Origin of the sequence: Microbulbifer sp. Q7 (genome assembly GCF_001639145.1) — a bacterium.
In the GTDB taxonomy this organism is placed as follows: domain Bacteria; phylum Pseudomonadota; class Gammaproteobacteria; order Pseudomonadales; family Cellvibrionaceae; genus Microbulbifer.
In genome coordinates, this window is record NZ_LROY01000002.1 from 1,866,792 (window position 1) to 1,892,552 (window position 25,761).

General features: G+C 57.5%; 27 protein-coding genes. 14 read left to right on the plus strand and 13 right to left on the minus strand.

The window, feature by feature from the left end:
* Positions 1-25: 25 nt before the first annotated feature.
* Both AU182_RS13460 and AU182_RS13465 read right to left on the minus strand, forming a co-directional pair.
* A complete protein-coding gene (locus AU182_RS13460; RefSeq protein WP_066966193.1) occupies positions 26-436 on the minus strand; it encodes a hypothetical protein in 411 nt (136 codons plus the stop codon).
* Positions 437-623: 187 nt separating this feature from the next.
* A complete protein-coding gene (locus tag AU182_RS13465) occupies positions 624-3,227 on the minus strand; it encodes a TonB-dependent receptor (protein WP_066966196.1) in 2,604 nt (867 codons plus the stop codon).
* A gap of 298 nt (positions 3,228-3,525) precedes the next feature.
* Between AU182_RS13465 and AU182_RS13470 the strand changes: the two genes are divergently transcribed.
* From AU182_RS13470 to AU182_RS13495, 6 genes are all read left to right on the plus strand, one after another.
* On the plus strand, positions 3,526-4,827 hold the full coding sequence (locus AU182_RS13470; RefSeq protein WP_066966199.1) for a DUF5690 family protein: 1,302 nt from the start codon (positions 3,526-3,528) through the stop codon (positions 4,825-4,827).
* Between the two features lie 14 nt (positions 4,828-4,841).
* Positions 4,842-6,035 (plus strand): TIGR03364 family FAD-dependent oxidoreductase, encoded by a 1,194-nt coding sequence (locus tag AU182_RS13475; RefSeq protein WP_066966202.1) that lies wholly within the window; start codon positions 4,842-4,844, stop codon positions 6,033-6,035.
* Positions 6,022-6,663, plus strand: coding sequence for an HD domain-containing protein (locus AU182_RS13480; protein WP_082859438.1), 642 nt, complete (start codon positions 6,022-6,024; stop codon positions 6,661-6,663). Before AU182_RS13475 ends, AU182_RS13480 begins: the two co-directional genes overlap by 14 nt.
* Positions 6,644-7,453, plus strand: a complete 810-nt coding sequence (phnX, locus tag AU182_RS13485) for a phosphonoacetaldehyde hydrolase (RefSeq protein WP_066966204.1) — start codon at positions 6,644-6,646, stop codon at positions 7,451-7,453. The genes AU182_RS13480 and phnX overlap by 20 nt, the downstream gene beginning before the upstream one ends.
* A gap of 104 nt (positions 7,454-7,557) precedes the next feature.
* Positions 7,558-8,259, plus strand: a complete 702-nt coding sequence (locus AU182_RS13490; RefSeq protein WP_193754348.1) for a UTRA domain-containing protein — start codon at positions 7,558-7,560, stop codon at positions 8,257-8,259.
* Positions 8,260-8,412: 153 nt separating this feature from the next.
* Complete coding sequence (locus tag AU182_RS13495) at positions 8,413-10,173, plus strand: alkaline phosphatase family protein (RefSeq protein WP_066966207.1); 1,761 nt, start codon at positions 8,413-8,415, stop codon at positions 10,171-10,173.
* Between the two features lie 72 nt (positions 10,174-10,245).
* Here AU182_RS13495 and AU182_RS13500 read toward each other — a convergent pair whose 3' ends face one another.
* The 5 genes from AU182_RS13500 to AU182_RS13520 form a co-directional block, all read right to left on the minus strand.
* Complete coding sequence (locus AU182_RS13500; RefSeq protein ID WP_066966209.1) at positions 10,246-10,986, minus strand: SDR family NAD(P)-dependent oxidoreductase; 741 nt, start codon at positions 10,984-10,986, stop codon at positions 10,246-10,248.
* A gap of 39 nt (positions 10,987-11,025) precedes the next feature.
* A complete protein-coding gene (locus AU182_RS13505; protein ID WP_066966212.1) occupies positions 11,026-13,047 on the minus strand; it encodes an aminotransferase class I/II-fold pyridoxal phosphate-dependent enzyme in 2,022 nt (673 codons plus the stop codon).
* Positions 13,048-13,186: 139 nt separating this feature from the next.
* A complete protein-coding gene (locus tag AU182_RS13510; protein WP_066966214.1) occupies positions 13,187-13,606 on the minus strand; it encodes an NUDIX hydrolase in 420 nt (139 codons plus the stop codon).
* A gap of 20 nt (positions 13,607-13,626) precedes the next feature.
* Positions 13,627-14,766: a phospholipase A gene (locus AU182_RS13515; protein ID WP_227718270.1), complete on the minus strand. Its 1,140-nt coding sequence runs from the start codon at positions 14,764-14,766 to the stop codon at positions 13,627-13,629.
* Positions 14,767-14,855: 89 nt separating this feature from the next.
* A complete protein-coding gene (locus AU182_RS13520; protein WP_227718271.1) occupies positions 14,856-15,578 on the minus strand; it encodes a hypothetical protein in 723 nt (240 codons plus the stop codon).
* A 311-nt stretch (positions 15,579-15,889) separates the two neighbouring features.
* Between AU182_RS13520 and AU182_RS13525 the strand changes: the two genes are divergently transcribed.
* Together AU182_RS13525 and AU182_RS13530 are read left to right on the plus strand one after the other, a co-directional pair.
* Positions 15,890-16,351 carry an NfeD family protein gene (locus AU182_RS13525; protein ID WP_066966219.1) on the plus strand — a complete coding sequence of 154 codons (462 nt, stop codon included), beginning with the start codon at positions 15,890-15,892 and terminating at the stop codon, positions 16,349-16,351.
* Between the two features lie 51 nt (positions 16,352-16,402).
* Positions 16,403-17,248 (plus strand): SPFH domain-containing protein, encoded by an 846-nt coding sequence (locus tag AU182_RS13530; protein ID WP_066966223.1) that lies wholly within the window; start codon positions 16,403-16,405, stop codon positions 17,246-17,248.
* Between the two features lie 31 nt (positions 17,249-17,279).
* On the opposite strand, the gene AU182_RS13535 is transcribed toward AU182_RS13530, so the two are convergent.
* The gene (locus AU182_RS13535; protein WP_227718272.1) at positions 17,280-17,792 is read right to left on the minus strand and encodes an N-acetyltransferase; all 513 of its coding nucleotides are present in this window, start codon (positions 17,790-17,792) and stop codon (positions 17,280-17,282) included.
* 82 nt (positions 17,793-17,874) lie between these two features.
* Positions 17,875-18,099, minus strand: a complete 225-nt coding sequence (locus tag AU182_RS13540) for a hypothetical protein (RefSeq protein ID WP_066966226.1) — start codon at positions 18,097-18,099, stop codon at positions 17,875-17,877.
* A 213-nt stretch (positions 18,100-18,312) separates the two neighbouring features.
* On the opposite strand from AU182_RS13540, the gene can reads away from it, so the two are divergent.
* The 4 genes from can (at position 18,313) to AU182_RS13560 (ending at position 22,350) form a co-directional block, all read left to right on the plus strand.
* Positions 18,313-18,969 carry a carbonate dehydratase gene (can, locus tag AU182_RS13545; protein ID WP_066966230.1) on the plus strand — a complete coding sequence of 219 codons (657 nt, stop codon included), beginning with the start codon at positions 18,313-18,315 and terminating at the stop codon, positions 18,967-18,969.
* Positions 18,970-19,123: 154 nt separating this feature from the next.
* On the plus strand, positions 19,124-20,782 hold the full coding sequence (locus AU182_RS13550) for an FAD-dependent oxidoreductase (protein WP_066966233.1): 1,659 nt from the start codon (positions 19,124-19,126) through the stop codon (positions 20,780-20,782).
* Between the two features lie 81 nt (positions 20,783-20,863).
* Positions 20,864-21,391 carry a flavin reductase family protein gene (locus tag AU182_RS13555; RefSeq protein ID WP_082859441.1) on the plus strand — a complete coding sequence of 176 codons (528 nt, stop codon included), beginning with the start codon at positions 20,864-20,866 and terminating at the stop codon, positions 21,389-21,391.
* A 197-nt stretch (positions 21,392-21,588) separates the two neighbouring features.
* Positions 21,589-22,350, plus strand: coding sequence for a glycerophosphodiester phosphodiesterase (locus tag AU182_RS13560; protein WP_066966236.1), 762 nt, complete (start codon positions 21,589-21,591; stop codon positions 22,348-22,350).
* A gap of 29 nt (positions 22,351-22,379) precedes the next feature.
* Here the strand turns inward: AU182_RS13560 and AU182_RS13565 are convergent, their stop codons facing one another.
* On the minus strand, positions 22,380-22,727 hold the full coding sequence (locus AU182_RS13565; protein WP_066966239.1) for a hypothetical protein: 348 nt from the start codon (positions 22,725-22,727) through the stop codon (positions 22,380-22,382).
* Positions 22,724-23,746 carry a hypothetical protein gene (locus AU182_RS13570; protein ID WP_153039232.1) on the minus strand — a complete coding sequence of 341 codons (1,023 nt, stop codon included), beginning with the start codon at positions 23,744-23,746 and terminating at the stop codon, positions 22,724-22,726. Before AU182_RS13570 ends, AU182_RS13565 begins: the two co-directional genes overlap by 4 nt.
* A gap of 54 nt (positions 23,747-23,800) precedes the next feature.
* Here AU182_RS13570 and AU182_RS16570 point away from each other — a divergent pair, with 54 nt between their 5' ends.
* Complete coding sequence (locus AU182_RS16570) at positions 23,801-24,028, plus strand: hypothetical protein (protein WP_193754349.1); 228 nt, start codon at positions 23,801-23,803, stop codon at positions 24,026-24,028.
* Between the two features lie 80 nt (positions 24,029-24,108).
* On the opposite strand, the gene AU182_RS13580 is transcribed toward AU182_RS16570, so the two are convergent.
* Both AU182_RS13580 and AU182_RS13585 read right to left on the minus strand, forming a co-directional pair.
* The gene (locus AU182_RS13580; RefSeq protein ID WP_066966250.1) at positions 24,109-24,459 is read right to left on the minus strand and encodes a hypothetical protein; all 351 of its coding nucleotides are present in this window, start codon (positions 24,457-24,459) and stop codon (positions 24,109-24,111) included.
* Positions 24,456-25,478 (minus strand): hypothetical protein, encoded by a 1,023-nt coding sequence (locus AU182_RS13585; protein ID WP_153039233.1) that lies wholly within the window; start codon positions 25,476-25,478, stop codon positions 24,456-24,458. The genes AU182_RS13580 and AU182_RS13585 overlap by 4 nt, the downstream gene beginning before the upstream one ends.
* Positions 25,479-25,532: 54 nt before the next feature.
* On the opposite strand from AU182_RS13585, the gene AU182_RS16575 reads away from it, so the two are divergent.
* Entirely contained in the window at positions 25,533-25,760 is a 228-nt protein-coding gene (locus tag AU182_RS16575; protein WP_193754350.1) for a hypothetical protein, read from the plus strand.
* Position 25,761: the final 1 nt, after the last annotated feature.

Here is a 25,761-nt window from a genome sequence, read left to right on the forward strand (position 1 = left end):
AATCGCCGCAGGGGATAAGAGAGGATCAGGAGATGAGCGAGCGGATCGGCGCCAGATCGGGATTGTCTTCCGGCAGCGCCAGCCGGCGCATACGCACTTCCTGCGAGAGCTCCGAACCCGCCTTGTGCAACGCACCCTCGGCGAAGCGGGCCAACTCAGCGTCGCGGTCGCCACTCTGGCTGAGATCCGTCAGCTGACGCAATAACCCGGCATAAGCCACAAGCGCATCGTCGTACCGACCCTGGCGAAAATACAGATCGGCCAGATTCTGGTAACTGACCGACAGCATGGCGATTGCCGCCTCCGGGTCTTTCCATTCCGTAAGTAATGGGACCACCCGCTCGCACGATGACTTGTAAAGTTGCTCCGCATCGCTCTCGCGGCCTTCCTGGTAGGCGCGATTGGCGGATTGCATGATTGCCTTCCACTGCTCCATAGAGCTTCCCTGGATGTTTCAATCTGTAAGGTTTGGCGCAGAAAACTTTCTTGCGGATTAGAACAACAACATTAGTGATTCAAACAATACCAGCTCCACCGCATCCCCTGTCAAGAGCCAAGTGTCACCAGCAAAAAAGCCCCGCCAAAAGGCGGGGCAACAAGGGAACGATCAAGCTCGCAAACAATTAAAACAATCGGTAGTTCACCCCAAGCTGCGCACGCCAGCCATAGTATTCAACCTGCTTCGGACGATCGGCGTCACCCAAGTAATAGGTCAGCGGCTCATTGGTGAGGTTGTTGGCTTCGGCAAACACCGTCAGCTTGTCACTCACCAGGTAGGAGGCACTGAAATCAAGGCTGGTGTATTCGCCGTAGAAGCTATCGAGATAGGTCCCGGTATCCTCACTGCGAGAAGTAGCATGCTCCTCGATGTAGTCCCCTTTATGGTTCTGGGCCAATCGCAGGGACAGCGCGCCGTCATCATAAAATACTGAAATGTTGTGCAACTGATCCGCCTGGCGTGGAATCGCCACCTTACCTTCGCGATCTGGGATGCGCATTTCCGAGTCCATCAGGGTCAGGTTTGCGGAAACACCGAGGTTTTCCAGTGCCCCGGGCAGGAAGTCCAGTTTGCGCACCACATTGAATTCGAGCCCGGTGAGAGATGCGTTATCCCCATTTTCCGGGCGGAAGAAATCGACCCCGGAATTACCGTTGTAGTCGCCCTCACTCGCATCGCGGAAAACCGGATCGGTAATGTCTTTGTAGAACAAACCTGCGGAAACTACGCCGTTACCGTCTTCGAAATAGCGCTCGTACATCAGATCAAGGTTGAGCGAGTATGTGGGCTCCAGATCGGCGTTGCCGGAACTGAATTCGTTATCGTGTTCGACGAAGGTGCCACCGGGATTCGAGTCGCCGAAGTCCGGGCGGGCAAAGGTGCGGGTCATGGCAAAGCGCAGGTTGCTGTCGTCGTCGAGCGCATATTTCATATGCAGCGAAGGCAGCACCGAAAGGTAGTTTTTCTTACCACGGTTATCGACCAGTTCCGCTGTGCCCTCCTCGTCATTTTCGACCAAAACCTGGCCATCCACCCGGGTATTGGTCTGAGTCAAGCGTAACCCCGCCACCAGCGTGAGATCATGATTGTAATGATACGTACCCATACCGTAGCCAGACAGGTGACGTTCGCGCACATCAAAGTTCCGGCCAAGGGCGCCTCCATTTTCCACCAGCGCGGACTCGCTCTCTACCAGACGGAACTTGTCGCGGTTAGCATTCCAGAACGCCTGCATCGCGGCAGTGGAGGCCACCGGGGAGAAGATTCCACTTAAATTACCGCCCACCTCGGTCAGATAATCGTCGCGGCCAGGCTGATCGCGAAGATCGAAGTCCGACAGTACCGGTGCCGGACCGAAGGCTTCTTCATCCCACTGATAAAACTCATCCGAGAAACTGGCGATACGTTCTTTATCGCGGTATTTCACACCGAACTTCAGTTCAAGGTCGTCACTGAATTCCGTGGTCAGGTCGACCTGCGCAATGGCACGATCTTTTTCCCGTACATCAATCTTGTACAGCTCAACCCAAGCGAGATTCGCCTGAGTGGGATCCATCTCGAAATCGTCCGGCAGGTGAGTGTCCGGACGTCCGGCAGCACTGGTACCACCGTCAATTTCGCTGTGGGATTGGCCGCCTTCGTCGAGCCCTTCATAACCAACCCCGGTCTGGTCAAAGCGCGCGACAAAATAACTATTGTCGTTGCCATTGGGGTAATCACCATAGTAGAAACGGTTATCGTAGCTGGCGATGCTCCAGTCCAATTTGGACTGCTCACTGACAAAATGCTCACCGCCAAACTCCAACCCCCGCATTTCGGTAACCAGAATGTCACGGATGTGCTGCAGCTCTAGGCGGTCTTTGTCGAAGCGCAGGCGATGCTTGTAATGGGTCTCATCGTCTTCCAGCGTGCCGTAGAGACCTCGAGCAAACAGCTTGTCGCCATTATCAAGATTGTATTCCATACCGGCATTGAGCCCGTAGGTTTCCCGTTCCCCGGTATAGTCTCGCATCTCCAGGCGATAGATACCGGTATCTTTACGACGCGGCTCGAAATTGTCCGTTGCCCAGTCACGTTTCCAGCTGGTGGCATTGACGATGTAGCCAAACTTGCCGTCGGCCGAACGATCCCCCCACAACAAGTTAAGGGAGTTACTATCGCCATCTGCCTTGTCTACAACACCTCCGGCAACAGAAATGTCGAAGGTGCGCTCCTTCGGCGCCGTGCGGGTAATGAAGTTGACATTACCGCCGATGGCGTCCCCTTCCTGATCCGCGGTCACGGCCTTGGAAACCTCTACACGCTCGATCAGTTCCGACGGAAAGAAATCAAATGCGGTCGCACGGCTTGTGGTTTCCTCTTCTGCCGTGGGCAGGCGGTGACCATTTACACTGGCCGAGCTCCATTGGGCGGGCAAACCACGAATAGCCACAAAGCGCCCTTCCCCCTGGTCGCGCTCGATGGAAACACCCGGGATACGCTGCACGGCCTCCGCCGCGTTGCGGTCAGGCAGTTTTCCAATACCGTCCGCAGAAACCACATTCAGGATCTTGTCGGAATCACGCTGCCGCTCCAGTGAGCGCAGTTCATTGCCAAACTGACCGGTTACGGTCACCTCCTCCAGCTGGCTATCGCCCAGTTTTTCCGATGCCCGGTGCTCAATGGTTTGTGCAATGGCTGCTTGGCTGGCCACTAGCGCAATGGTCGCTGGTAGTAATTTACGTTTCATGAATCCCCCGTTCTGGTCTGTTTAAGAATATTCATCGCGATCGGTCATCACATACCCGCAGTCATGCGCTGGATTGCAGCGTTACCGATTCGCGATGCACCGATCAATCTGGACTAGACCAAAAGGCTAGGCATTCAATGTGAAACTTTTGTAACGGGTAGGTGAAACTTTTTTAAAGCACCCAGAAATTTCGTACAGGCATGACCGGGACGGATTGAGAAAAGATCGCCACGTAACAGATTCGTAATAGAACCAACTTACTATTGGTCTAGACCAGAAATAAATGAGGACTCAGACCATGTCAGCACCATTCCATGCCAGGAGTAAAAGCCTGGCCCTGGTGACATTCGCCGGGCTGTCGGCGTTCTTCACCTATTTCTGCATGTACGCCTTCCGCAAGCCGTTTACTGCGGCAACCTATGAGCAGGTGGAGGGGTGGCATTTCGCGCTGGATTACAAGGTAGCGCTGATCATTGCCCAGCTTTTGGGCTACGCCCTGTCCAAGTTTATTGGTATCAAGGTCATCTCTGAACTGCGCGCCACACAGCGGGGCGTATTGCTGGTTGGGCTGGTTCTGATCAGCTATCTGGCGTTAGTACTGTTTGCGCTCATACCAGCGCCCTTCAATGTAGCCCTCTTGTTTTTGAATGGTCTGCCGCTGGGTATGGTGTGGGGGCTGGTATTCAGCTATCTCGAGGGGCGCAGGGTCACCGAGGCCTTGGGTGCCATTCTTTGCGCGAGCCTGATCGTGTCTTCCGGGGCAGTTAAGGCGGTGGCTGGCTATCTGATGCTTGAGTGGCAGGTGCCCGAGCAGTGGATGCCGGCAGTAGTAGGTCTTTTGTTTATACCCGGACTGATCTTGTCCGTCGCGGCACTTTCCCGCACACCCAAACCAGACCAGCAGGATTTTGCGGCACGTCAGCAACGCGTCCCCATGAGCGGGCAGATGCGCCTTGCCTTTATGCGCGAAACGGGCGCGGGGCTCGCTGCACTGGTTCTAACCTATGTATTTCTGACTGCGTTTCGCGATTTCACCGATAACTTTGCCGCGGAGTTGTGGCAATCCCTGGGTTACGGCAGTACGCCGGAAATTTTTCTGACCAGTACATTGCCCGTCACCCTGATCGTCCTCGGTGCGCTCGCACTGCTGATATTCGTGCGCGACAACTACCTCGCCCTGCGTTTTAACCAGACAGTGGTCGCACTCGGCGGTATCACCTGCGTTTGCGCTTCACTGGCGTTTGAGGCGGGCAACATTGATGGAGCGCTGTGGATGATCGCCGTCAATACCGGCTTGTATATGGGGTTCATCCCGTTCAATTGTCTGCTGTTCGAGCGGCTAGTGGCCTGTACCCGATCTCTTGGCAATGCGGGGTTCGCCATCTATCTCGCAGACAGTAGCGGTTATCTGGGCAGCGTGGCGGTAATGCTCTACAAAACTTTTGCCACTCCGGAGCTGGCCTGGCTCGATTTCACCTTGCAATTTGCCTACGTGGTCGGCGCGGCCTGCACGCTGCTAATGCTGTTCTCCATGCTCTATTTTCGCCGCCTGCAAACTGACGCCTACCCCGTCCAGTCAGCGGCTTACCCCACCGTTTAGAAAGGAAACACCCAATGAAATTTGATCTTGCCATTGTGGGCGCCGGTGCCCTCGGTAGCTTCGCCGCCTATCGTGCGCTAAAACGTGGCTACCGTGTATTGCTGATCGATTCAGGACAGCAGGCACGGGGCGCAACCGTCAGAAATTTTGGACAAGTCGTGCCCTCTGGTATGGAAATCGGCGTGTGGCGCGATCTCGGTATGCGCTCGCTCGATCTTTACCGAGAACTGCAACCCGTGTCCGGAAGCACCATCTGGCAACAGGGCTCCCTGTATGTGGCGTCCTCCCCGGAGGAGGCACAGCTACTGGATGAGCTCGATGAAATCAACCGCGAGCTCGGCTACCCATCCAAGCGACTGAGCCCCGCCCAATGTCTTGCCCACAACCCCGCACTGCGCGCCGGCTACTGCCAGGGTGGCCTGTTTTTCCCAGGAGATATGAGTGCGGAAACCAGCACACTGATGCCGATTTTTTGGCAGCGGCTGGCCGCAGACAGCGCTCTCACCCTGCTGCCAAACACCACCGTGACGGCCATTGAAGACAGCGCAACAGCTGTGGGCAACGGCGTGCGCCTCACTACCGCTGCGGGCGAGCAGGTGCATACCGATCAGGTATTGATTTGCTGCGGGCACCTGCTCAATCGTCTGTACCCGGAACATCTGCAGACACCAGAGATGCAAATTGCCAAGCTGCAAATGATGCGTATCGCCCCCGCCGGAAACATCACATTACCGGGCAACCTGCTGACCGGACTGACGCTGCGCCGTTACGGCGCCTTTAAAAGCTGCCCCAGCTTTACCCGACTACCGCCACACGGCCTTAACCGCGGCTACGACGAATTTGATATCCATATCCTGGTGCGGCAGTCGGCCGATGGCAGCCTGATTCTCGGCGACTCCCATGAATACTTCGCCGCCTCGCAGTCCGGATCCCTGGACTATGAGATATCCACCCACATTAACGAACTCATGCTCACAGAAGCCAAACGCATTCTCGACCTGCCTCACTGGCGTGTAGACAGCACCTGGAATGGCTACTACAGCCAGGAGAACCAACGTGGTGTATTGCTGGACTCCCCCAGTACACATGTGCACCTGGTGACGGGCATCGGCGGCAAGGGCATGACCACCGGACCCGCGCTAATGGAACGGGTGGTGGACAACCTGATGGCCGGCAGACCTCTGGAGGACAGCCTTGCAAACCCGTGAAGCGCACAGCAAACCCGGACTTGTCATAAAACCTGTGCGCCCGGTCGCGGCTATCCGCAACCTGCTGGAACAGTACGGGGCACTGACGCTCGGTGAGCGCTGTACCCAATATCAGCACGGGGCGCAATGCGCTGCACTGGCACAGGCAGCCGGAGCCTCCGAGGCGCTGATCGGTGCCGCATTTTTGCACGACATCGGACATTTGATTGCCCTGGACCGAAGACTTCTGGGCACCAACCGTCTTGGGCACCGGGATCACGCCGTCATCGGCGCCTCTCAGTTGCGCCGCTGGGGGTTTCCGCCAGAGGTAGTCGAGCCAATAGCCCTGCACGTTGAAGCCAAGCGCTACCTGGCATCCACCGCTACGGATTATCGGGCGAAGTTGTCCGCCGCCAGTGCCGACACCTTGCAACAACAAGGCATGCAGATGTCGGATGCACAGCAGTACGCTTTTATTACAAATCCATTCAGCGAGGACGCCCTGGCACTGCGCCACTGGGACGATGCGGGCAAGCAGGCGGACATCGACTGCCGCAACCTGGCGCACTGGCTGCAGGTCTGCGAGCGCCTTTTACCGCCATCCAGCAACCAAACCTATGAGGAACAACATGAACGCACCTTCGCTTAACGCCGCCATTTTTGACTGGGCTGGCACGCTCGTGGACTTCGGTTCACGCGCACCACTGCGCGCATTTATGCAGGTATTTGCCAATGCCGGCATCGCCGTCGACGAGGCCGAAACCCGCATCCCTATGGGGACAGAAAAAAAAGAGCATATCCGCCGCATGCTGCAACAAGCGCGGATCCGGGATGCCTGGCGGGAGCAGCATGGCCGCTTTGCCAGCGAAGAGGATATCGACGCGCTGTACACCGAACTGGCACCGATCCAGCGCGCCGAAATCGATCACCACAGCACGCCCGTGCCCGGGGCTGCCGCGCTGTTCAGCGACCTGCGCGCGCGGGGTTTTAAGCTGGGCAGCACCACCGGATACAGTCGTGGAATGATCGATGGCATGCTCGAAAAAGCCGCCGCGGCAGATATCCAGCCGGATTGTGTGGTGGCCGCTGATGAGGCTGCGGGCGCACGCCCTGGCCCCGCTGCCGCACTGAAAAATGTGATTGCGCTGGAAATCGGCTCCGTCGCGCAATGCGTAAAAGTCGACGACACTTCCGCCGGTATCCTCGAAGGCCGCAATGCGGGTATGTGGACCGTCGCCGTCGTACTTTCGGGCAATGCGCTGGGTCTGTCGCACGAGGCTTGGGAGCGCATGGACGAGGCACAGCAAACGCCCTTGCGGCAAGCCGCCTACCGCAAAATGGCTGGCTGCGGCGCCCACTATCTGATAGACGACATCCGCCAGCTGGAGCCAGTACTGGTCGACATCGACCGCCGACTGGCCCTTGGTGAACGCCCCTGACCGCAACTTAGCCCGCAAAGCCCGGCGCTTCGCACACCGGGCTTGATCGGCGATACTTGCCCCCATATACCCAACCGTGCCCAACGACCTCAGGAACCAGCCCATTGCCAAATACACAAAGTGAAATCAAAGCGTTTATTCAGAACCTGATCAGCGATGGGCGGCTGCAGCACAACCAGAAGCTACCCTCGGAGCGAGAGCTGGTGGATCAGCTGGAGACCACGCGCATTACCCTGCGTGAAGGCCTTACACGGCTGGAAAGTGAAGGAGTCATTTACCGGCAAAACCGCCGCGGCTGGTTTGTGGCCCCCGCCCGGTTCATGATGAACCCGGCCCAGAAAGTGGACTTCAACAGCATGGCCCAGGATCAGGGATTCACGCCCTCAACGGAAATCCTGCAGCAGCACCGCTGTGGTGTCCGGCGGGAAATCTCGTCGGCATTCGGGGCAGCGGCCAACAGCCGCTACCTGCACCTGCGCAGAGTCCGCGGGCTGGACGGTCGCGCCGTGATGGTGGAAGACAGCTATCTGCCCCTGTCTCGCTACGAAAATCTCGACGAATTTGATTTGTCTGCCTCCGTGACGGCCATCCTCAAGAAACATTTCAACGTCGGCGTCGCCTCCGAGACCTGCCGCATCCTCATCGCCAACCTCGAACAGGAACACGCCGAACCACTGGGTATCCATACCGGCGCAATGGGCCTGAAAATCGTCCGTTTGCGATACGACAGCGCGCACAAGCTGATTGATTACAACATCGAGTACTGGCTGCCACACGCCATCGAAATGGAAGTCACCACCCGCTAGTGTGCTCACAGAGGCTCTTGCGCCAGACCGCAAGCGCCGTCATGTTTTCATCACCACATCGTCACCACAGATTAATATCTTCTCTATAACCTCTCCCCTGGTCTAGACCAGAAAGGTAGTGAAATTTACTTTCGATCCATTAAAGGAGACGTTATGCACCAGCTATTCCTCTGTGGAATTGCACTGATTGCTGCAATTCTTTTCACCCCAGCGTCCGCGCAAGGTGACAACAAGGTATTACTCGTCGGTATTGACGGCGTTCAGTTTGAGAAACTGCACACACTGAACACGCCCAATTTTGACAGGCTCTATGTGGAAAAAGCATACACCGGAGGAATCAATGGCGCCGCCAGCCAGCAGTCCACCTACAGCGGCCCGGGGTGGTCAACCATCCTTACCGGCGTGTGGGCCAACAAGCATGACGTTACCTCCAATGGATCGGGCCTCGCCAACGCCGCATTCCCCAGCCTGTTCAGGCGGATCAAGGATTCGGATAGTAATCACTGGGTTGGCAGCATCGTTAACTGGAGCCCAATCAATACCCAGTATTTCACCCAGGATTTAGTGCATGCCGATGTAGTGAGAAGTGGCCTGTCGGATGATGATGTCGTCGCTGAAGCGCTGGACTATATCAATGTTGGTGTTCCTGACTTCCTGTTTCTGCACCTGGATGAACCGGATGGTGTCGGTCACTCCTCATGCTTTGGCAGTGCATACAACCGCAGCATACAAGATGCTGACCAGCGACTGGGACAACTACTCGACGCTGTGCAGGCACGAATACAGGCTGGTGAAGACTGGCTGGTGCTGGTCACAACCGACCATGGGCGCGACGCCGCTGGCTGTGGGCACGGAAATCAAACTACCGGCGAAAAAACCATATTTATCGGCAGTAACCAGCCACTAAACCTCGAGCACACGCAGTTTGTGAGCGACATCAGCAACACTGATTTTGGCAGCCTGTATGGGCACGCAGCACAAACATCCATCGCGCCGACAGTGCTACGCCATCTCGGGATATCACTGGAAAAGTCCTGGAAACTGGATGGCACGCCGCTGCTGGCCGAAACTGGTTTACGCAAGCTGCTACCCGGTGCTGAGAGCACCGCGCAGTGGTATGCCAACAGTAGCGCACCTGTAGAGGTTTACCGCGATGGAGCGCTCGTTGACACGGTCGATGCGCTGATACGCACCTGGACTGATCTGAGCAATTTCAAGGGCACGGCGGACTACGTATTCGTTCAGGGCCAGACCCCGATCGCCCTGCGCCGCACGCGTCTGGATATTTCAGCAGCCATCGACTGGAACACTAGCCGGGCTTACTACTTTCGGGATGACGCGCGCTATGTTCGCTACAATAAAACCCTCGACGCAGCAGACGGCGGGTATCCGGCTGACGTCACCAATAACACCTGGCCAGGTCTTGGAGACTATCGCGACCTCGTTGTGGCCGCGTTCAAGGCCAGCACTACGAAGGGCTACTTCTTCTTGAGCGATGGCCGGTATCTTCGCTACGACCTGAATTGCGATTGCGTCGACAATGGTTATCCGAAAAACATCGACAACGTGACCTGGCCGGGTATAGCACCATACGCCACGCAGATACGCGCCGCACTCAAGTGGCCAAACAGTAAAGTCTACTTCTTTCTTGCTGACGGCAGTTATCTGCGCTACGACCTGTCCGGTGACAGCCTGGACGGCGGCTATCCGAAGCCAGTGAATGACAGCACCTGGCCAGGTATGGCCAGCTACGCTCTGGACATAACAGCCGCTCATCAATGGGACAACTCCCGCGCCTATATCTTTCTGACCAATCAACGCTACCTGCGCTATGACATCAATAACGATCAGGTTGATGCAGGTTACCCGCGACCGATCAATGGAAATACCTGGCCAGGTCTGATGCTCCCCTGACCGTTTGCGCTCGTTGCCCACACAAGGCGCCGCATCGAGCGGCGCTGACACCCGCCGGATAAACACCACCCCCTACCAGGGAATCGGCGAACCATCCCAGAACAATAGTTTTCCGTGATCTTCCTCTCGCAGCTGTTGCAGCACGGTCACTATTCTCTCGGCACTTTGCGCGGGGGTATAAAGTTTGTCTGCGGGAATATTTTCCTGGAAGGGTTCTGACAGGGGCGTGTCGGTGGTGCCCGGGTGTACGGCCACCACCCGACACTGATCTACTTTCCGGCCCCATTCGATGGAGAGGTTGCGCACCAGCATGTTGAGTGCGGCTTTGCTCATGCGGTAGCTGTACCAGCCACCGAGGTGATTGTCTTCGATACTGCCGACTTTTGCCGAGAGTGATGCCCAGGTCAGCGGCGAGCGCCGCTTGAGATATGGATCCAGCGCCTGGGCCAGATGCAGGTGGGTGAGTACGTTCACCGTGACACTGCGCATCAGGGTATCGTCATTGCACTGGCGCAGGTTTTTCTCCGGCCCGTGCTTGTCCCAATGCAGAATGCCACAGCAGACCACCACCCAGTTCGGCACCGGCCGCTCCGCCAGCCAACCGTTGATCACCGCAACACTCCCGGGGTCTTCCAGTTCTGCCGTGCAATGCTGGTGGGTATCACCAAGCAGATCGATGTCGTGGCGACTGATCGTCAACAACACGGCGTCGGGGTACTGGCTGTGCAGAGTTTGCAGCAGCGCCTGGCCGAGGCCGCCGCTGGCACCGGCCAGTAAAATACACTGCGGTGGAGGATTTTCTGCGTGTTGCATCGGCGTCCCTGCCAATCTGCTGCTCCGTAACCGGAGCGGTTACTTGTTTGCTTTCGACGGTTTCCGCGAAGACTTGACCGCGGAAGCCAGCGGCTCCTTCATCACCCGTATCATGGGCTCATCGGAACGGAAGATCAGCCCGTGAATTTCCGTGGCGTTCTGCCCCTGCAACAATTGCTGCAGGAACTGCACGATCTGGGCAGAGATTTCCTGCCCCGGCACCAGCACCGGAATCCCAGGCGGATAAGGCACAATTTCGTCGGCGCAGGTGCGCCCGACCAGTTTCTTTTCCGCCGCCACGCCGTTGTCCATCAGCGGCAATTCTTCCGTATCGGAGAAATAGGCATCTGCGGGCAGGCAGTTCAGGTGGGTAAACTCCGGCAACTGCCGCGCGGTGCCCACATGGCTGCGTTTGCGCGGTTGCCGCGCCAGTTGTTTGAGGGCGTGCACCAGGCGCAACAGTTTGCTCTCGGTGCTCCCCAGGGTCACCAGCACGGTTACCGTGTTGTAGGTGGTTTTCTCCACCTGAATACCAAACTGGTCGAATAGTTTTACCTGGATTTCCTTGCCGGAATAGCCGCTGCCGGAAACATCAATAGTGACCTTGGTCGGGTCGAGGCGGATGTTGTCGTTGGCCAGTGGTGCGGGCACCAGGTCTTCCAGCTTCAGTGCGCGGAACACGCCGGTGGCATCCACTTCCCGCCGCAGGGTCGCCACCATCTGCGCGCAGTGGCGCAGGCGGCCGTAACCTTCCATCACCATCTGCTTGCGCGCTACATCCAGGCTCGCAATCATTGAGTACTGCGGGCTGGTGGAGGCGTACATATTCAGGTTTTCACGGAAACGGAATTCATCGAAGTCCGGGTCCTGTACATGGATCATGCTGGCCTGGGAGAAAGCCGACAGCATTTTATGGGTGCTCTGGGTGACGTAATCCGCCCCGCACTCCAGCGCCGTGGGGCGTGTTTCGGTATGGAAGTAGCCGTGCGCGTACCAGGCCTCGTCGATCAGCACCTTGACCCCGCGCTCGTGCGCATAGTCGATGATGGGCTTGAGGTCGTAGCGCAGGCCATCGTAGGTGCAGGAGGTGATCACCAGCAGGCCCGCGTCCGGGTGCTCGTCCAGCGCCTTTTCAATATCCGCGCGGCACACCGGGCCGTAGATACCAAACTCCGGGTGCAGGGTGGACTTGAGATACACCGGCTCGATCCGGTTCATCACCACCGCGTGGTGCACCGACTTGTGACAGGCCTGATCCACAATGATCTTGCCGCCACCACCGAGAATCTGCTGGATCACCACCTTGTTGGCGGTGGAGGTGCCGTTGGTAAGGAAAAAGGTCTTCTCGGCGCCGAACGCCTGCGCCGCCAGATCCTGTGCTTCCTGGATCACGGAGTGGGGCTCCAGCAGGCTGTCCAGCACCTGCACCGAGACCGACAGGTCAGTATTGAATACGTGCTCGCCCATAAAGCGGTAGAAATCACCCACCCACGGGCTGTTGCGCAGGCTGTCGCCACCGGAATGACCGGGGGTGTGCCAGGCATCGCGGGCGGAGAACACGTAATCCTTGAGGGTATCGGCAAAGGGGGTGGAGGCGCGGCGGGCAATGAAAGCCTGCACCAGGCGGAACATGTGGTTGAAATTGCACTCGCGCCGGTCGAACAGCTCATCAAAGCGCTTGCGTACCGAGGCAGGAGCGCCACCCTGGTCGTTCAGGAATGAGTCTTGCGCCACCAGGAAGACATTTAGCTGGGCGCGCAGCGCGTGCATGCGGTCCGCCAGCTGCTCCGCATCCTTGAGCTCATCGGGGCTGCAGCCACCATCAATAATCAGCGCCTGCAGCTGGTCTTCCTCCCGCAGGCAACGCTCCAGCGCGCTCGTGGCCACAGCTTCAAAGCGCAGGCCATAAGGGTTCTCGTGCTGCGTGGCGGTCGCATTGAGGGCATTCACCCAGCTGCTACTCAGATCGCGGTCGTTACTGACCAGCGCCACACGGCATTCCAGTGGCTGGCGCTGCTCGCACAGGTTGCCCAGGTCAGGCATTGTCAGTTCTACACCCATAACACTTCTTCTTATCTTTCAGCATAGAAGCCAGATACTAAAGGAGTCAGGCGACGTTTAGTCCCGGCAGGGGGAAATTGGCAAGAACCACCATGAAATGGGGTCGATACGAAATGAAAATACGAGAAATGGCCAGACTTCAGAACTTTGCGCTCTGGACTTCGCCATTGAAATTCAGGCAGTGCTCCACCCGCACGCGCTGCACGGGCGACAGGTCATTGAGGGCAAAGTAATCGTAGGCCGAGTGCTCGGAAGACAGGGTAATTTCGCCGTTGCGATTGGCCCCGCAGGCTTTCAAATGGGCGCGGAAGATAAACACGTGGGAGTTGTACACCCGGTGGTAGTAGACGCCACTGAGGTAGTCGATGACCACGTCCCGGCCCAGCTCTTCCCGGCATTCCCGCAGCAGTGCTTCGTGGATGGTTTCACCCAGGTCCAATGCCCCACCGGGCAGGCCCCAGGTTTTGTCGGCATAGGTCGCCCGCAGCTGCAACACCTCCCCCTCCGCATTGGTGATCACCGCGTGCGCACTCAGCTTGTAGGTATCGTCAAATCCCATCCGTGAACCTTCAGCGTGACTCAGCTACCGGTACCCCGAGCCAGCTCAAAGCCGATTCCCAGGGTCTGTACCGATTCATCGTAGTCGATCAGGCTCTCACCGTAGCCATTGAAGTACTTCACATAGCCGCGTACCCGGTTCCCCACCGGGAAGCTCCAGCGCAACTCTCCGGCGCCCTTGTTATCCGAGCGCAGGTTGTTGCGCACCAGGATCGAAACATTGTGGCCATTGCGCTCTACGCCGCCCACAAATTCAAAGTGCCCCAGGTAAAACTCCAGATCGGGGTTGTCATCCTCCTCCGCCGATTCCGGGATGCGGTACCAGGGCTTGATGGCGAAATAGACGCCGTCCCGCTCGAACGCGAAATTGGCGTAGATACGGTTCCAGCTGCGGGAAAGTGGCTCACTGCGACCATTGGACTGGTGGTTAAACGCGATCTGGTTGGCGACGTTCTGAAAGCCGAAGATAGTCCAGTCGTTGAGCCAGGTCATGATCAACTCAGGCTCGTGATTGGTCTCGCGAAACGGCGAAGACTCATCCGAGTTATACGCCTGCCAGAAAGAGCGGTTGGTGTAGGCGAAACTCATGAACGAGGCATTGCCCAGAAACCCGCGCCACACCGGCACCTGCACCGACAGCTGGAACTGCATCTCAACGCTGTCCAGGTCGACATCGCGTTCCGGAGCGTAATCTTCCAGACCGCCCTTGTTAGGTTTGGGGTTATAGGTCAGCGGCAGCAGGTAGTTGGTTTTGTGGGAGGCCAGGGTAAACGGGTTTTCGGCGGCATCGCGAATTGCCTGGGCCCGCCGGCTCACCAGCACGCCCCCCTCGGCACCGGGTTCCACCTCGGGCACCGAGGCAAACAATGGCGTCTCTTCCACCTGTCGGCCGTCGCGCATGACCGCCAGCCGACAGCGGATGCGCATTTCTTCCAGGGTGATGTTGGCCGGAGCCGTCAGCAACTGCTCGCGCAGGCAGTTCTGTTGACGTCGTTCCGCACTTTGCAGGGAGTCGTCGGTCTGCAGCAGCTCGATCTCCTCGTAGGCGGAAACCGGCGGTTCCTCATCCTCCGCGGCCACCCCCACCGCACACAGTATGGACGCCGCTGCCAACAAGCCAACAGTGATTGAGTGCAGAAAAAAACGGCGGGGGAATAGCAAAACTGGCGCTCCTGAGTGAATTCAGGGCGCCAGTTTACATGGTTTGCACACCGATAACGTGCAGTCGGTCAGGCTATTGGGCAGAGGCCCTAGCAGAGCGCGGTAAATTCCGGGGCCATCTCCAGGCCGCGCAGGCGCACCTGCCACAGGCGCCCGGTGCTGCTGGGCCAGTCGTAGCCCACCAGTAACCCCTTGGGGTCAACATAACAGTGGGTGTCCCGCTCGGCTTCGTCGCCCTGATAGGAAAATACGGTGATATCCGGACCCAGGTCGTGAACGCCCTGAATATTGGCGTCGCCCGCCATGCGGCCCGCGCGACGGTGGCTCACCCGTGGCGCGAGCAGCTTGCCGCGCTGGGAAGGGTCAACGATATCCGGTGCAACCACCTCACAACCAAACTCCATATCGCTCAGGCGCAACAGCAGCGGCCCCATGAAGATGCGCATCAGCGGGAACAGCAGCCGGTTTTGGCCCTCGATCACGCTCTGCTGCAGGCCATTGGGGCCGGTCCATTCCGCCTCGATGGCATCCCCCATACGGGGCGGCCGCCCGCTCTGGGGCGCGAGACGATAGTGGGCATTCACCTCATCGACCTCGTCTTTCCAGGTAATCTGGCATTCGGTGACCAGCCCCGCGTCCATCAACGCGCGCACTTCGATACCGTGCCCCTCCTCACCGACCAGCCGCCGGCTTACCAGCAAACGCCGGCCCTGCGCATCGCTGCCCAGTTGCCAGTCATCCTGCACCGGCATGGCTCTGCCATCGCAGCTGTATTCGTAGCGGCCCTGGGCCAGGTTAGTAGTCAATCGCATAAGATTGTCGTCCGTGATTTCTCTTGATGCTGAGGGGGATTCTACTGATGCAAACGCACAAAATTGATGCATAGTTAACGCGCTCTTGCCTGCAAAAAGTATTGCACAAGGAGTCAAGTTTGCTGCGGATTTGTGACGTTTAGTGGAAATTTTTATGTGGCCCTCACACCCTGACAACGCGGAAAGCCGAAGCGAAAATCGGGATGCTTTCCCGCGGTAATAACCTAAAAATTGTTTAATGCACGTGAGTAACCACTTTGGGGCATAATCAGCGGGTTTATTCCATCGCATCAAGTAAGGAGAAGGCCATCATGCTCGAATGGCTCAATGCGCATATTGCTTACTGGCACTGGCTGGTACTGGGGCTGTTACTGGTCACTGCGGAGATTTTCGTTTCCGGTTTTATTCTGTTCTGGTTTGGCCTCGCCGCGCTGTTTATGGGTGTGCTGCTACTAGCGGTGGGCATGCCCATCACCGCACAGCTGCTGCTGTGGGCGGGGATGTCGGTTGCCCTGGTGTTCCTGTGGCTCAAGTTCATCAAACCCAACTGGAAAGACCGCACCACCTCCGGCATGGCCATGGAAGCGCTCACCGGCCAGGTGGGTTCTGTCATCGACTCCAATATTGGCAAGCCCCGCGGGCGGCTGCGCTTTCCCGCCCCGATTCTCGGCGAAGACGAGTGGCAGTTCATGAGCAACAGCGAAATTGCCATTGGCGAGCGCGTCAAGGTCATCAATATTTCAGGCAACACGCTGGTGGTCAGCCCAAGCTGACCAGCACAACAACAAAAAACGATCCAATTCCGACATTAACAAGGGGAAAGCATGGAAGGATTATCCGTAGTACTGGCACTGGTGGTGCTGGTTGTCATCACCATTGGCATGGGTGTGCGTATCGTACCGCAGGGCTCCAAACACATTGTGCAGCGACTGGGTAAATACCACGGCACGCTGAACCCAGGCATGAATGTAATTATTCCCTACGTGGACCAGGTGCCCTACAAGGTAACCACCAAGGATATCGTGCTCGATATCCCGTCGCAGGAAGTAATCACCCAGGACAATGCCACCATCATTGCCAACGCGGTGGCCTACATCAATATCGTATCGCCGGAGAAAGCGGTGTACGGGGTGGAAGACTACGAAATTGCCATCCAGAACCTAGTGCAGACCGCGCTGCGTTCCATCGTGGGTGAAATGTCCCTGGACGCCGCGCTGTCCTCCCGCGACCTGATCAAGGCGAAGCTGAAAGAAGCGATTTCCGACGATATCGCCGACTGGGGCATCAACCTGAAAACCGTTGAGATCCAGGACATCAATCCGTCGGTCACCATGCAGAAGGCGATGGAAGAACAGGCCGCCGCAGAACGCCAGCGCCGCGCCACCGTAACCCGCGCCGAAGGTGAAAAGCAGGCTGCCATTCTGGAAGCCGACGGCCGACTGGAAGCCTCCAAGCGCGATGCCAAGGCCCAGGTAGTACTGGCAGACGCCAGCCGTGAAGCCATCGAACGAGTGACCCACGCGATTGGCGATAAAGAAATGCCGGTGATGTACCTGCTGGGTGAGCGTTACATCCACGCCCTGGAAGAGCTCTCGACCTCGGCCAACGCCAAGAATGTCATCTTCCCGGCGGATCTGCCCAATGCAGTGAAGGGATTGCTGAGCCGCTGATCAGCCGCTCTAGCATTGGCCGCGCTACCGGTTACAGGTAGCGCTGCCAGAACTCTGCCTTGCCGTATTCCTCATCTAGCGCGTAGGGCTTGAAGCCGCACTTGCGATAAGCGGCCCGCGCAGGGTGATTCTTCTCCAGCACTTCCAGTGTGATTTTGCAGCAACCGCGTGCCCGCGCCACTTCCGCCACCTGTTCCATCATCCTGGTACACACCCCCAGCCCACGGGCCGCTTCGGTCACCACCACATCGTGAATATTCACCAGTGGCTTGCACACGAATGTGGAGAAGCCCATAAAGCAGTTCGACAGGCCGACCGCCTCATCCCCGCGGTAAGCCAGCACCGAGAAAGCGCCGGGAAATGCGACCAGACGAGTCAGTAATTCACGGTGGCAGACCTCGGACAGGGGCTCACCGCCACCATAGGGGTCGCGCGCATAGTGATCCATCAACGCCAGCAGATCCTTACCGTGTTTCTCATCCCGGTAATCCGCGATCACCACATCCAACTCGGTTGCCAACGGCGCCACCTGAGAAGTATCCACCCTGCTTTCTCCCTCTATTTTCGCTTTTGTGTTCGGTTCTATCTTTCGTACGCATTTTCTACGGAATAGATTTCCTGGCCACTCAGGTATCCGGTTGCGCGCCTTTTTGCCCGCCTTTCTGCGTGCCTTTGCGCGATGCTTCTGCCTTGGCGGTCAATTCGCTCTGGATGATAAAGAAGCGACGGTAGTTGCGTACCCGGGCACGTTGCGCCAGCAGCCAGCGCACTTTCTTGCGCCGACGCGCCACCGTCGCATTGTGCCGGTTGAAGCGGCGCGCGCGGCGAATTGTCGAATTTCTGAGCCCCATAAGGCTAACCCCTGTATGGTCCGTGTGTGGTCCCGCATATGATGAAAGTACCCGGGTGAACTGTGCCAAAAACACGCCGCCGCAGAGTATCAGAACACCCGGCAGAATGCAGTTCGGCCGCCGCCCAGACACCGGCGCACGCAGCCTCACATTGGCGCGCTCCGGTAAAAGCGCTATCCTGCCCGGTTCGTGCATACCGCCGGAAGAATTGCCTTGTCAAAGCTGAACGACCTGATCGAAAAAAACCGCGCCTGGTCGGAATCCACCCGACGGGAGAAGCCGGACTTTTTCCTCAAGCTCTCTGAACAGCAGCTTCCCAATTATTTGTGGATTGGTTGTGCGGATAGCCGGGTACCGGCCAACCAGATTGTGGACCTGCTGCCCGGCGAGCTGTTTGTGCACCGGAATGTGGCCAATGTCGTTGTACCTTCCGATCTCAACTGTCTATCTGTCGTCCAATACGCAGTGGAAGTACTCAAGGTGAAACACATTATGGTGGTTGGCCACTATGGCTGCGGCGGAGTAAAGGCCGCACTGGAGAACCAGCGCCTCGGCCTGATTGAGAGCTGGCTGCGCCATATCAAGGATGTGCGCGACAAGCACCACACCCTGATCGAACTCTTCCGCGAAGAGGACCGCGTGGATCTCCTGTGCGAGCTTAATGTGCTGGAGCAGGTCATCCACGTATGCCAGACCACCCCGGTGCGCGATGCCTGGGAGAGCGGCCAGGAGCTGTCGGTGCATGGCTGGGTATACGGATTGTCCAACGGGCTCATCAAGGATCTGCAAGTCACGGTGGACGACACCACCCAGATCAGCGAGGCCTACCACCGCGCGCTCACCACCATCGCCCAGCGCAACAAGGGCTGAGGCGCTTATCGTGAGGCACGTATCGGTGACCCAGGTGATCGGTGGCGCAGGTGATCGGTGGCCCAGATGTCTGGCTACCCAGATTTCAATAGATTATTGCTTCAACCACTTACAGTAACAAAGAACCAGAAACCAGTAGTATTCAGGGGTCTTCATGTCCGATTTTCGTATTTGGGAATGCCAGATTTGTGGCTGGATTTATGACGAAGCCAAGGGCTCGCCGGACGACGGCATTCCACCCGGTACCCGCTGGGAAGACATCCCCGACGACTGGGCCTGCCCGGAGTGCGGCGCCACCAAAGACGAGTTTGTAATGCTCGCGGTGGTTCCCGACAAAACCGCAAAAGCCGCACAGCCCCAGGGCGCGGCAGCGGCGGGCAGCACCCCGGCACCGGCGCAAGCCACCAGCGCACAGACCACCGGCAACCGCATCTGGGAATGCATGGTTTGCGGCTGGATCTACGACGAAGCGCGCGGCGCGCCGGAAGAAGGCATCGCCCCCGGCACCCGCTGGGAAGACATCCCCGACGACTGGACCTGCCCCGAATGCGGCGTCGGCAAAGAAGATTTCGACATGGTGCTGGTGAGCCAGCCGCCCGCTGACGCACCGCAGCCCAGCGCCCCGGCGCCCACCGCCCTCGACGACACGGATCCGCTGGTCATCATCGGCACCGGCCTGGCCGGCTATCACCTGGCCAAGGAATTTCGCAAGCTCGACCAGCGCACGCCGCTGGTTTTGATCAGCGGTGACGACGGTACCTTCTATTCCAAGCCGCTACTGTCTGCCTCCCTCGCCCACGGCAAAACCCCGCAACAGCTGGCTACCGCCAGCGCCGAAGCCATGGCCAAAGAACTGCGTGCAGAAATTCTGGTGCACACCCATGTCACCGATGTAGACCGGCAGGCACAGGCACTCACGCTCGTTTCTGACAGCGGCGGCATCCGTGCCGAACTGCACTACAGCCGCCTGGTATTCGCCACTGGCGCACACTGCGCGCCGCTGCCAGCCATCGAGGGCGATGGCCTTGCCCGCCTGTTCCGGGTCAACAGCCTCGCCGATTACCACCGCTTCCGCACCGCGCTCACCAACCGCAAGCGCGTACTGCTGATTGGCGCCGGGCTGATCGGCTGTGAGTTTGCCAATGACCTGGTTCAGGCCGGTTATCAGGTCGAGGTTGTGGACCTGCAGCCCTGGCCGCTGGCGAATATGCTGCCGGAAGCGGCGGGGCGCGATATTCAGCAGGCGCTGGCCCAGGCCGGTGTGAATTTTCACCTGGGCACCAGCGTATCCCGCATCGAGCGCACGTCCGCAGGTATCCGCGCACAGCTCGCCAGCGGCGACACCATCGAAGCCGATATCGCGCTGGCGGCACTGGGCCTGCTTCCGAATACCAGCCTTGCGGAGGCCGCCGGTGTTGCCACCAACCGCGGCATCGTCACCGACCGGCAGCTGCGCACCAGCGACGCCAGCATCTACGCCCTCGGTGACTGCGCGGAAGTGGACGGGCACAGCCTGTATTACGTCGCCCCGCTCACCCAGGGCGCCCGCGCACTCGCCCAGACCCTCGCCGGCACACCGACGCCGGTGCAGTACGGCTGTATGCCGGTGGCGGTGAAAACCACCCTGAGGCCCACCGTGGTCTGCTCACCGCAACCGGGCAGCGAGGGCGAATGGCAGGTCACTGCAACCTCAGACGGCGTAAAGTCCGAGTTCCTCGACGGTGCCGGCAAGCTATTGGGCTTTGCCCTGACCGGCAGCGCCATCGCCGAACGGGACGCACTCAGCCAGCGCTGCGCACCACGGATGCCCTGATCCAAAGAAAATCACGCAGAGCGGCCATTTTTCCCGTAAAATGGCCGCCAGCACAAAAATTGAACAGATTTTGAACGAAGTATGACGGTAACCAGCAACCCAGCAGCCCCCATCGAAACCCCTCAGTCACCGGAGGAGCGCAGCCGCGCCCTGCGCGACACCCTGGGGCACTTCGCCACCGGCATCACCGTGGTAACCACCCTGGATGCCGGCGGCCAGCCCGTGGGCATGACCGTCAACAGCTTTAACTCCGTCTCCCTGGACCCGGCGCTGATCCTGTGGAGCATCGACCGCGGTTCCCTCGGCTACGCGGCCTTCACCGAGTGCGAGCGCTTTGCGGTACACGTACTGAAAGGCGACCAGCAGCACGTATCCAACCTGTTTGCCGGCCGCGGCGCCGACAAGTTCGGCCAGGTCAAATGGCACCAGGGCCCGCAAAATATCCCGCAGTTGGACGACTGCGCCGCACTGTTCCACTGCCGCCGCGCGCAGAATATTGACGGCGGCGACCACACTATCCTGCTGGGCGAAGTGCTGGAATTCACGGCCGGCGGTGGCGAACCCCTGGTGTTCCACCGCGGCCGCTATCGCGCCCTCGCCGGGGAATAAAAACCCCCGTTATAAAGAAGCCCGCTACCCGCACCAAACGGTCTAAAAATTCCGGCGGAATCTGCCTCCTTGCATTGTGGCGCTGTCACCTCGTGGTCATACTTTTGGTACACCCTAGTGCACTGTTTCGTGCTTAACGGCACTTTCAGCGGGCCGCTAATAACGAAACAGCGCACTAAGCCACCGTGGACGTCGAGATGCATACTTCTGACACCCTCTTCTGTTTCGCCCACCGCGGTTATCCCAAACGTGCCACGGAAAACACCCTGCAATCGATCACGCACGCCCTCGAATTTGATGTCGACGGCGTAGAGATCGATGTATGGAATGTGGGTGGCGAACTGATCGTCAAGCACGACCGCCGCCTCGGCCGTCTGCTGGCCGGGCAGGAACTGCTCACCGAGCTCGCCCCCGCGGCGCTGCGCCAGATGCTGCTCCCCGGCGGCGAGCGCGTGCCCACCCTGCGAGAAGTGCTGGAGCTGGTGGGCAACAACGCACAGCTCAACATAGAGATGAAAGGCCCCAACTGCGCGGCACTCGCCGCAAGCGAGCTGGAATCCTATATCCGCGACAACGGCGCCACCTACGAGCAATACCTGCTGTCCTCGTTCGACCACCGCCAAGTCTACGAATGCCTGAAGCTGATCCCAAGAGTGCGACGCGGCGTACTTATCGACGGCGTCCCCCTGGACCTCGCGGCCTGCGGCGAAGCGCTTGAAGCCTATTCAATACACCACAGCCTCGACTTCGTATGCCCGGAAATCATCGCCGACGGCCACAAGCGTGGTTTCAAGAGCTACGTCTTCACCGTCAACCACCCGCACGACCTGGCACTGGTGGCCGCCATGAACGCCGACGGAGTATTCACCGACGAGCCGCAACTGATCATGGATTACAACGCGGAGAAAACCGGGGAAATGCTGGCCCAGCAGATTGAGCCGATGGGGAAGTGTAATTAGGCGGGTTGGAACTAGCGGCAAACCGGCAACTACCCGCGCGCCGGCATGAAATACCAACCCCCAAGCAATAAAACCATCCCGAGCAGTACACCCACCCAATGAAAAATCAAATGGAACCGGGCCCTACCGCTCAACCCTGAAAAAACCTTTTCCACACCGAACTTCTCTGCGCGCCGATGACTAATGCAAAAATGCCCCCAGTGCATGAATCGACTCGCGGCAAATAAAAACCCGCCATCAAAGGTTTCCCCATCTATGTTTTTGGATATCCCGGGATAGTACTTGCGATAAATATAAATCGCATTCACCAAAACAAGCAGAAACACGAGGAGAAATCCCCCCCCAAAGAAGAGTATCGATATCTGGTCTATCGTCATTGGGCGCTCACCTCGTAAATCACTTGACCGGTGGCCTCGCCGAGGTCTCCACCGTACTTGGAGCCTCCGTATGAAGCGGCAGCCCCAACCACAACAGCGCACCACAAAAGACTGGTACCAGCAGTTTCAAGGCCAAATAGCAGATTACAAGTTGCATATGCAGCTGCAGAACCCGTAAGCATGCCACCCCCAATACTACCGGCAACCTTCCCGGTCTCCGTAAACTTGATCTTGCTACATCTTGCAGAGTCAGGATTCGAAGTACACACCTCAGCGATATTGGCGACTCCCCCGAAAACTTCCACACCAATAGCTACATATCCCAGCCTCGAGAAAGTTTTACTAGTGCGGACAAGTGCCTGATAGTTTTTTCTCAACTGATCAACCGGCGTCACTTGCCCACTAGCCTTCCACTGGTGAAGCACTGATTTACTGCTCAGCCCCAGCTGCCTCTTAACCCCAGTAGCAGCTGCCGAGCTACCAAATAGCTCACGGCGAACCATTCCATTCACCGCCTGATCCAGCTGGGTAAAAAGCGCACGTCGCTGCGCAAAGAAGTGGTTAGAGTTCAGGTGCCCATGGGTTCGGTAGCTGGATTGGTACAAGCGGTCCATCTGGTCCAGCAGGTTTTCGACCAGCTTGGTTTTTTGGGAAAAGTAGCCATTGGCCCACCCATACATCGGTGATGTATAGCTCGCCACATCACTCAAGAATGCATAGTTTTTCGCCAGAACCTTCTTCTCTTGTTCGCTCATCGCCCGTAGCTCAGACTCGTGAACCCGAACGGCCTCCTGCATCACCACCTCCCATTTTTGGCAGGCTGCACTATCTGGCGGGGTAATAATGACTACTTGCCCCGGGCGCACAGCACCACCCACAAGATGTGAATTGACACTTAAAAAATGTTGTTTCGCAGAAGTGGCCGAATGACCATAAATCGCCGCAAGGACTTGATCAGTGCTGTAGTGACCATCGGCAATAAAGAAGAGCGCATCTTCAGGGAAACTTTCCTTTTCCATAACATGCTGTCCGTAATCCTGTTAGTCGCAGCAGAATACAGAAGAAATCAGGACTTGAAAAATTGGTACGTTTGTCACGGTTTCCAAAACTGCCAGAAAGAACTGTGCAGCTTCAAGAGCTACGAATTCACCGTCAACCACCCGCTCGACCTGGCACTGGTGGCCGCCATGAACGCCGACGGGGTATTCACCGACGAGCCGCAACTAATCATGGATTACAACGCAGAGAAAACCGGGGAAATGCTGGCCCAGCAGATTGAGCCGATGGGGAAGTGCAATTAGGCGGGTTGGAACAGACAGCGAGCCGCCAACAATCAAGCAGGTAAATGGCACACTGAAACCATGTGCTTTGCCCCTCAGCACTAACCATCACCTCGAAACTCCAGCCAGCCCCAAGTCAACAGCATTACCAGCCCCAAAAAAATAAACACGGACCAGTGAAATATTAACTGCGCACGTGCCATCTTCGGCAATTCCGAAAAGTAGGTATCAACCCCAAAACGCTTGGCACGCTTTTCACTCAGGCAAAAGTGTCCCCAGTGCATGAACCTGCTGGCAGAAAGGATAAACCCGATATCAGTAAACTCGCCGTCAATTTTTCGAGAGAGTGTTTTATAGTATTTACGGTAAAAAACTACCGCATTAACAACCGCCGCAAGAAAAAGGAAAGCCCCGAGTACATACAAACCCAGCATTACGTGCAGAAAAGTCAATTCACGGCCCTCTCATAGACAAACTCTCCTAGCACTTCACCGCCCTTACCGAGCGACTTGGAGCCCACGTAACTACCAGCTGCGCCCACCAAAAGACCACACCAAAGCAAACTTGTCCCGGCAGTTTCCAAGCCAAACAATAAGTTGCACGTGCCATACGCAGCCAGGCCACCACCAGCTACCCCTCCCACGACGCTACCTCCCACCTTAAGTGACTCTGTGTACTTTGTCTTCGCACATAGCACCGAACCCGAAGCCTGAGTGCACACTCTCTGAATATTGGCGTAGCCACCCACAACTTCGAGACCGATCGCAATATAGCCAAGGCGAGCAAAGTTTTTTGCCGCAGCTCTCAACTGTACATAACGGCCTGACAACTCAGGAATTCGCCCCGGCTCAACCTGGCTCTTCCATTGGTGCACGGTCGCCTTACTGCTAATTCCCAGCTGTCTTTTGACCCCAACAGCAGCAGCCGAGCTACCAAATAGCTCACGGCGAACCATTCCATTCACCGCCTGATCCAGCTGGGTAAAAAGCGCACGTCGCTGCGCAAAGAAGTGGTTAGAGTTCAGGTGCCCATGGGTTCGGTAGCTGGATTGGTACAAGCGGTCCATCTGGTCCAGCAGGTTTTCGACCAGCTTGGTTTTTTGGGAAAAGTAGCCATTCGCCCACCCATACATCGGTGATGTATAGCTCGCCACATCACTCAAGAATGCATAGTTTTTCGCCAGAACCTTCTTCTCTTGTTCACTCATCGCCCGTAGCTCAGACTCGTGAACCCGAACGGCCTCCTGCATCACCACCTCCCATTTCTGGCAGGCTGCACTATCTGGCGAGGTAATGATGACTACTTGCCCCGGGCGCACAACACCACCCACAAGATGTGAATTCACACTTAGAAAATGTTGTTTCACAGAAGTGGCCGAATGACCATAAATCGCCGCGAGGACTTGATCAGTGCTGTAGTGGCCATCGGCAATAAAGAAGAGCGCATCTTCAGGGAAATTTTCCTTTTCCATAACATGCTGTCCGTAATCCTGTTAGTCGCAGCAGAATACAGAAGAAATCAGGACTTGAAAAATTGGTACGTTTGTCACGGCTTCCAAAACTGCCAGAAAGAACTGTGCAGCTTCAAGAGCTACGTCTTCACCGTCAACCACCCGCACGACCTGGCACTGGTAGCCGCCATGAACGCCGACGGGGTATTCACCGACGAGCCGCAACTGATCATGGATTACAACGCGGAGAAAACCGGGGAAATGCTGGCCCAGCAGATTGAACCAATGGGGAGGTGTAATTAGG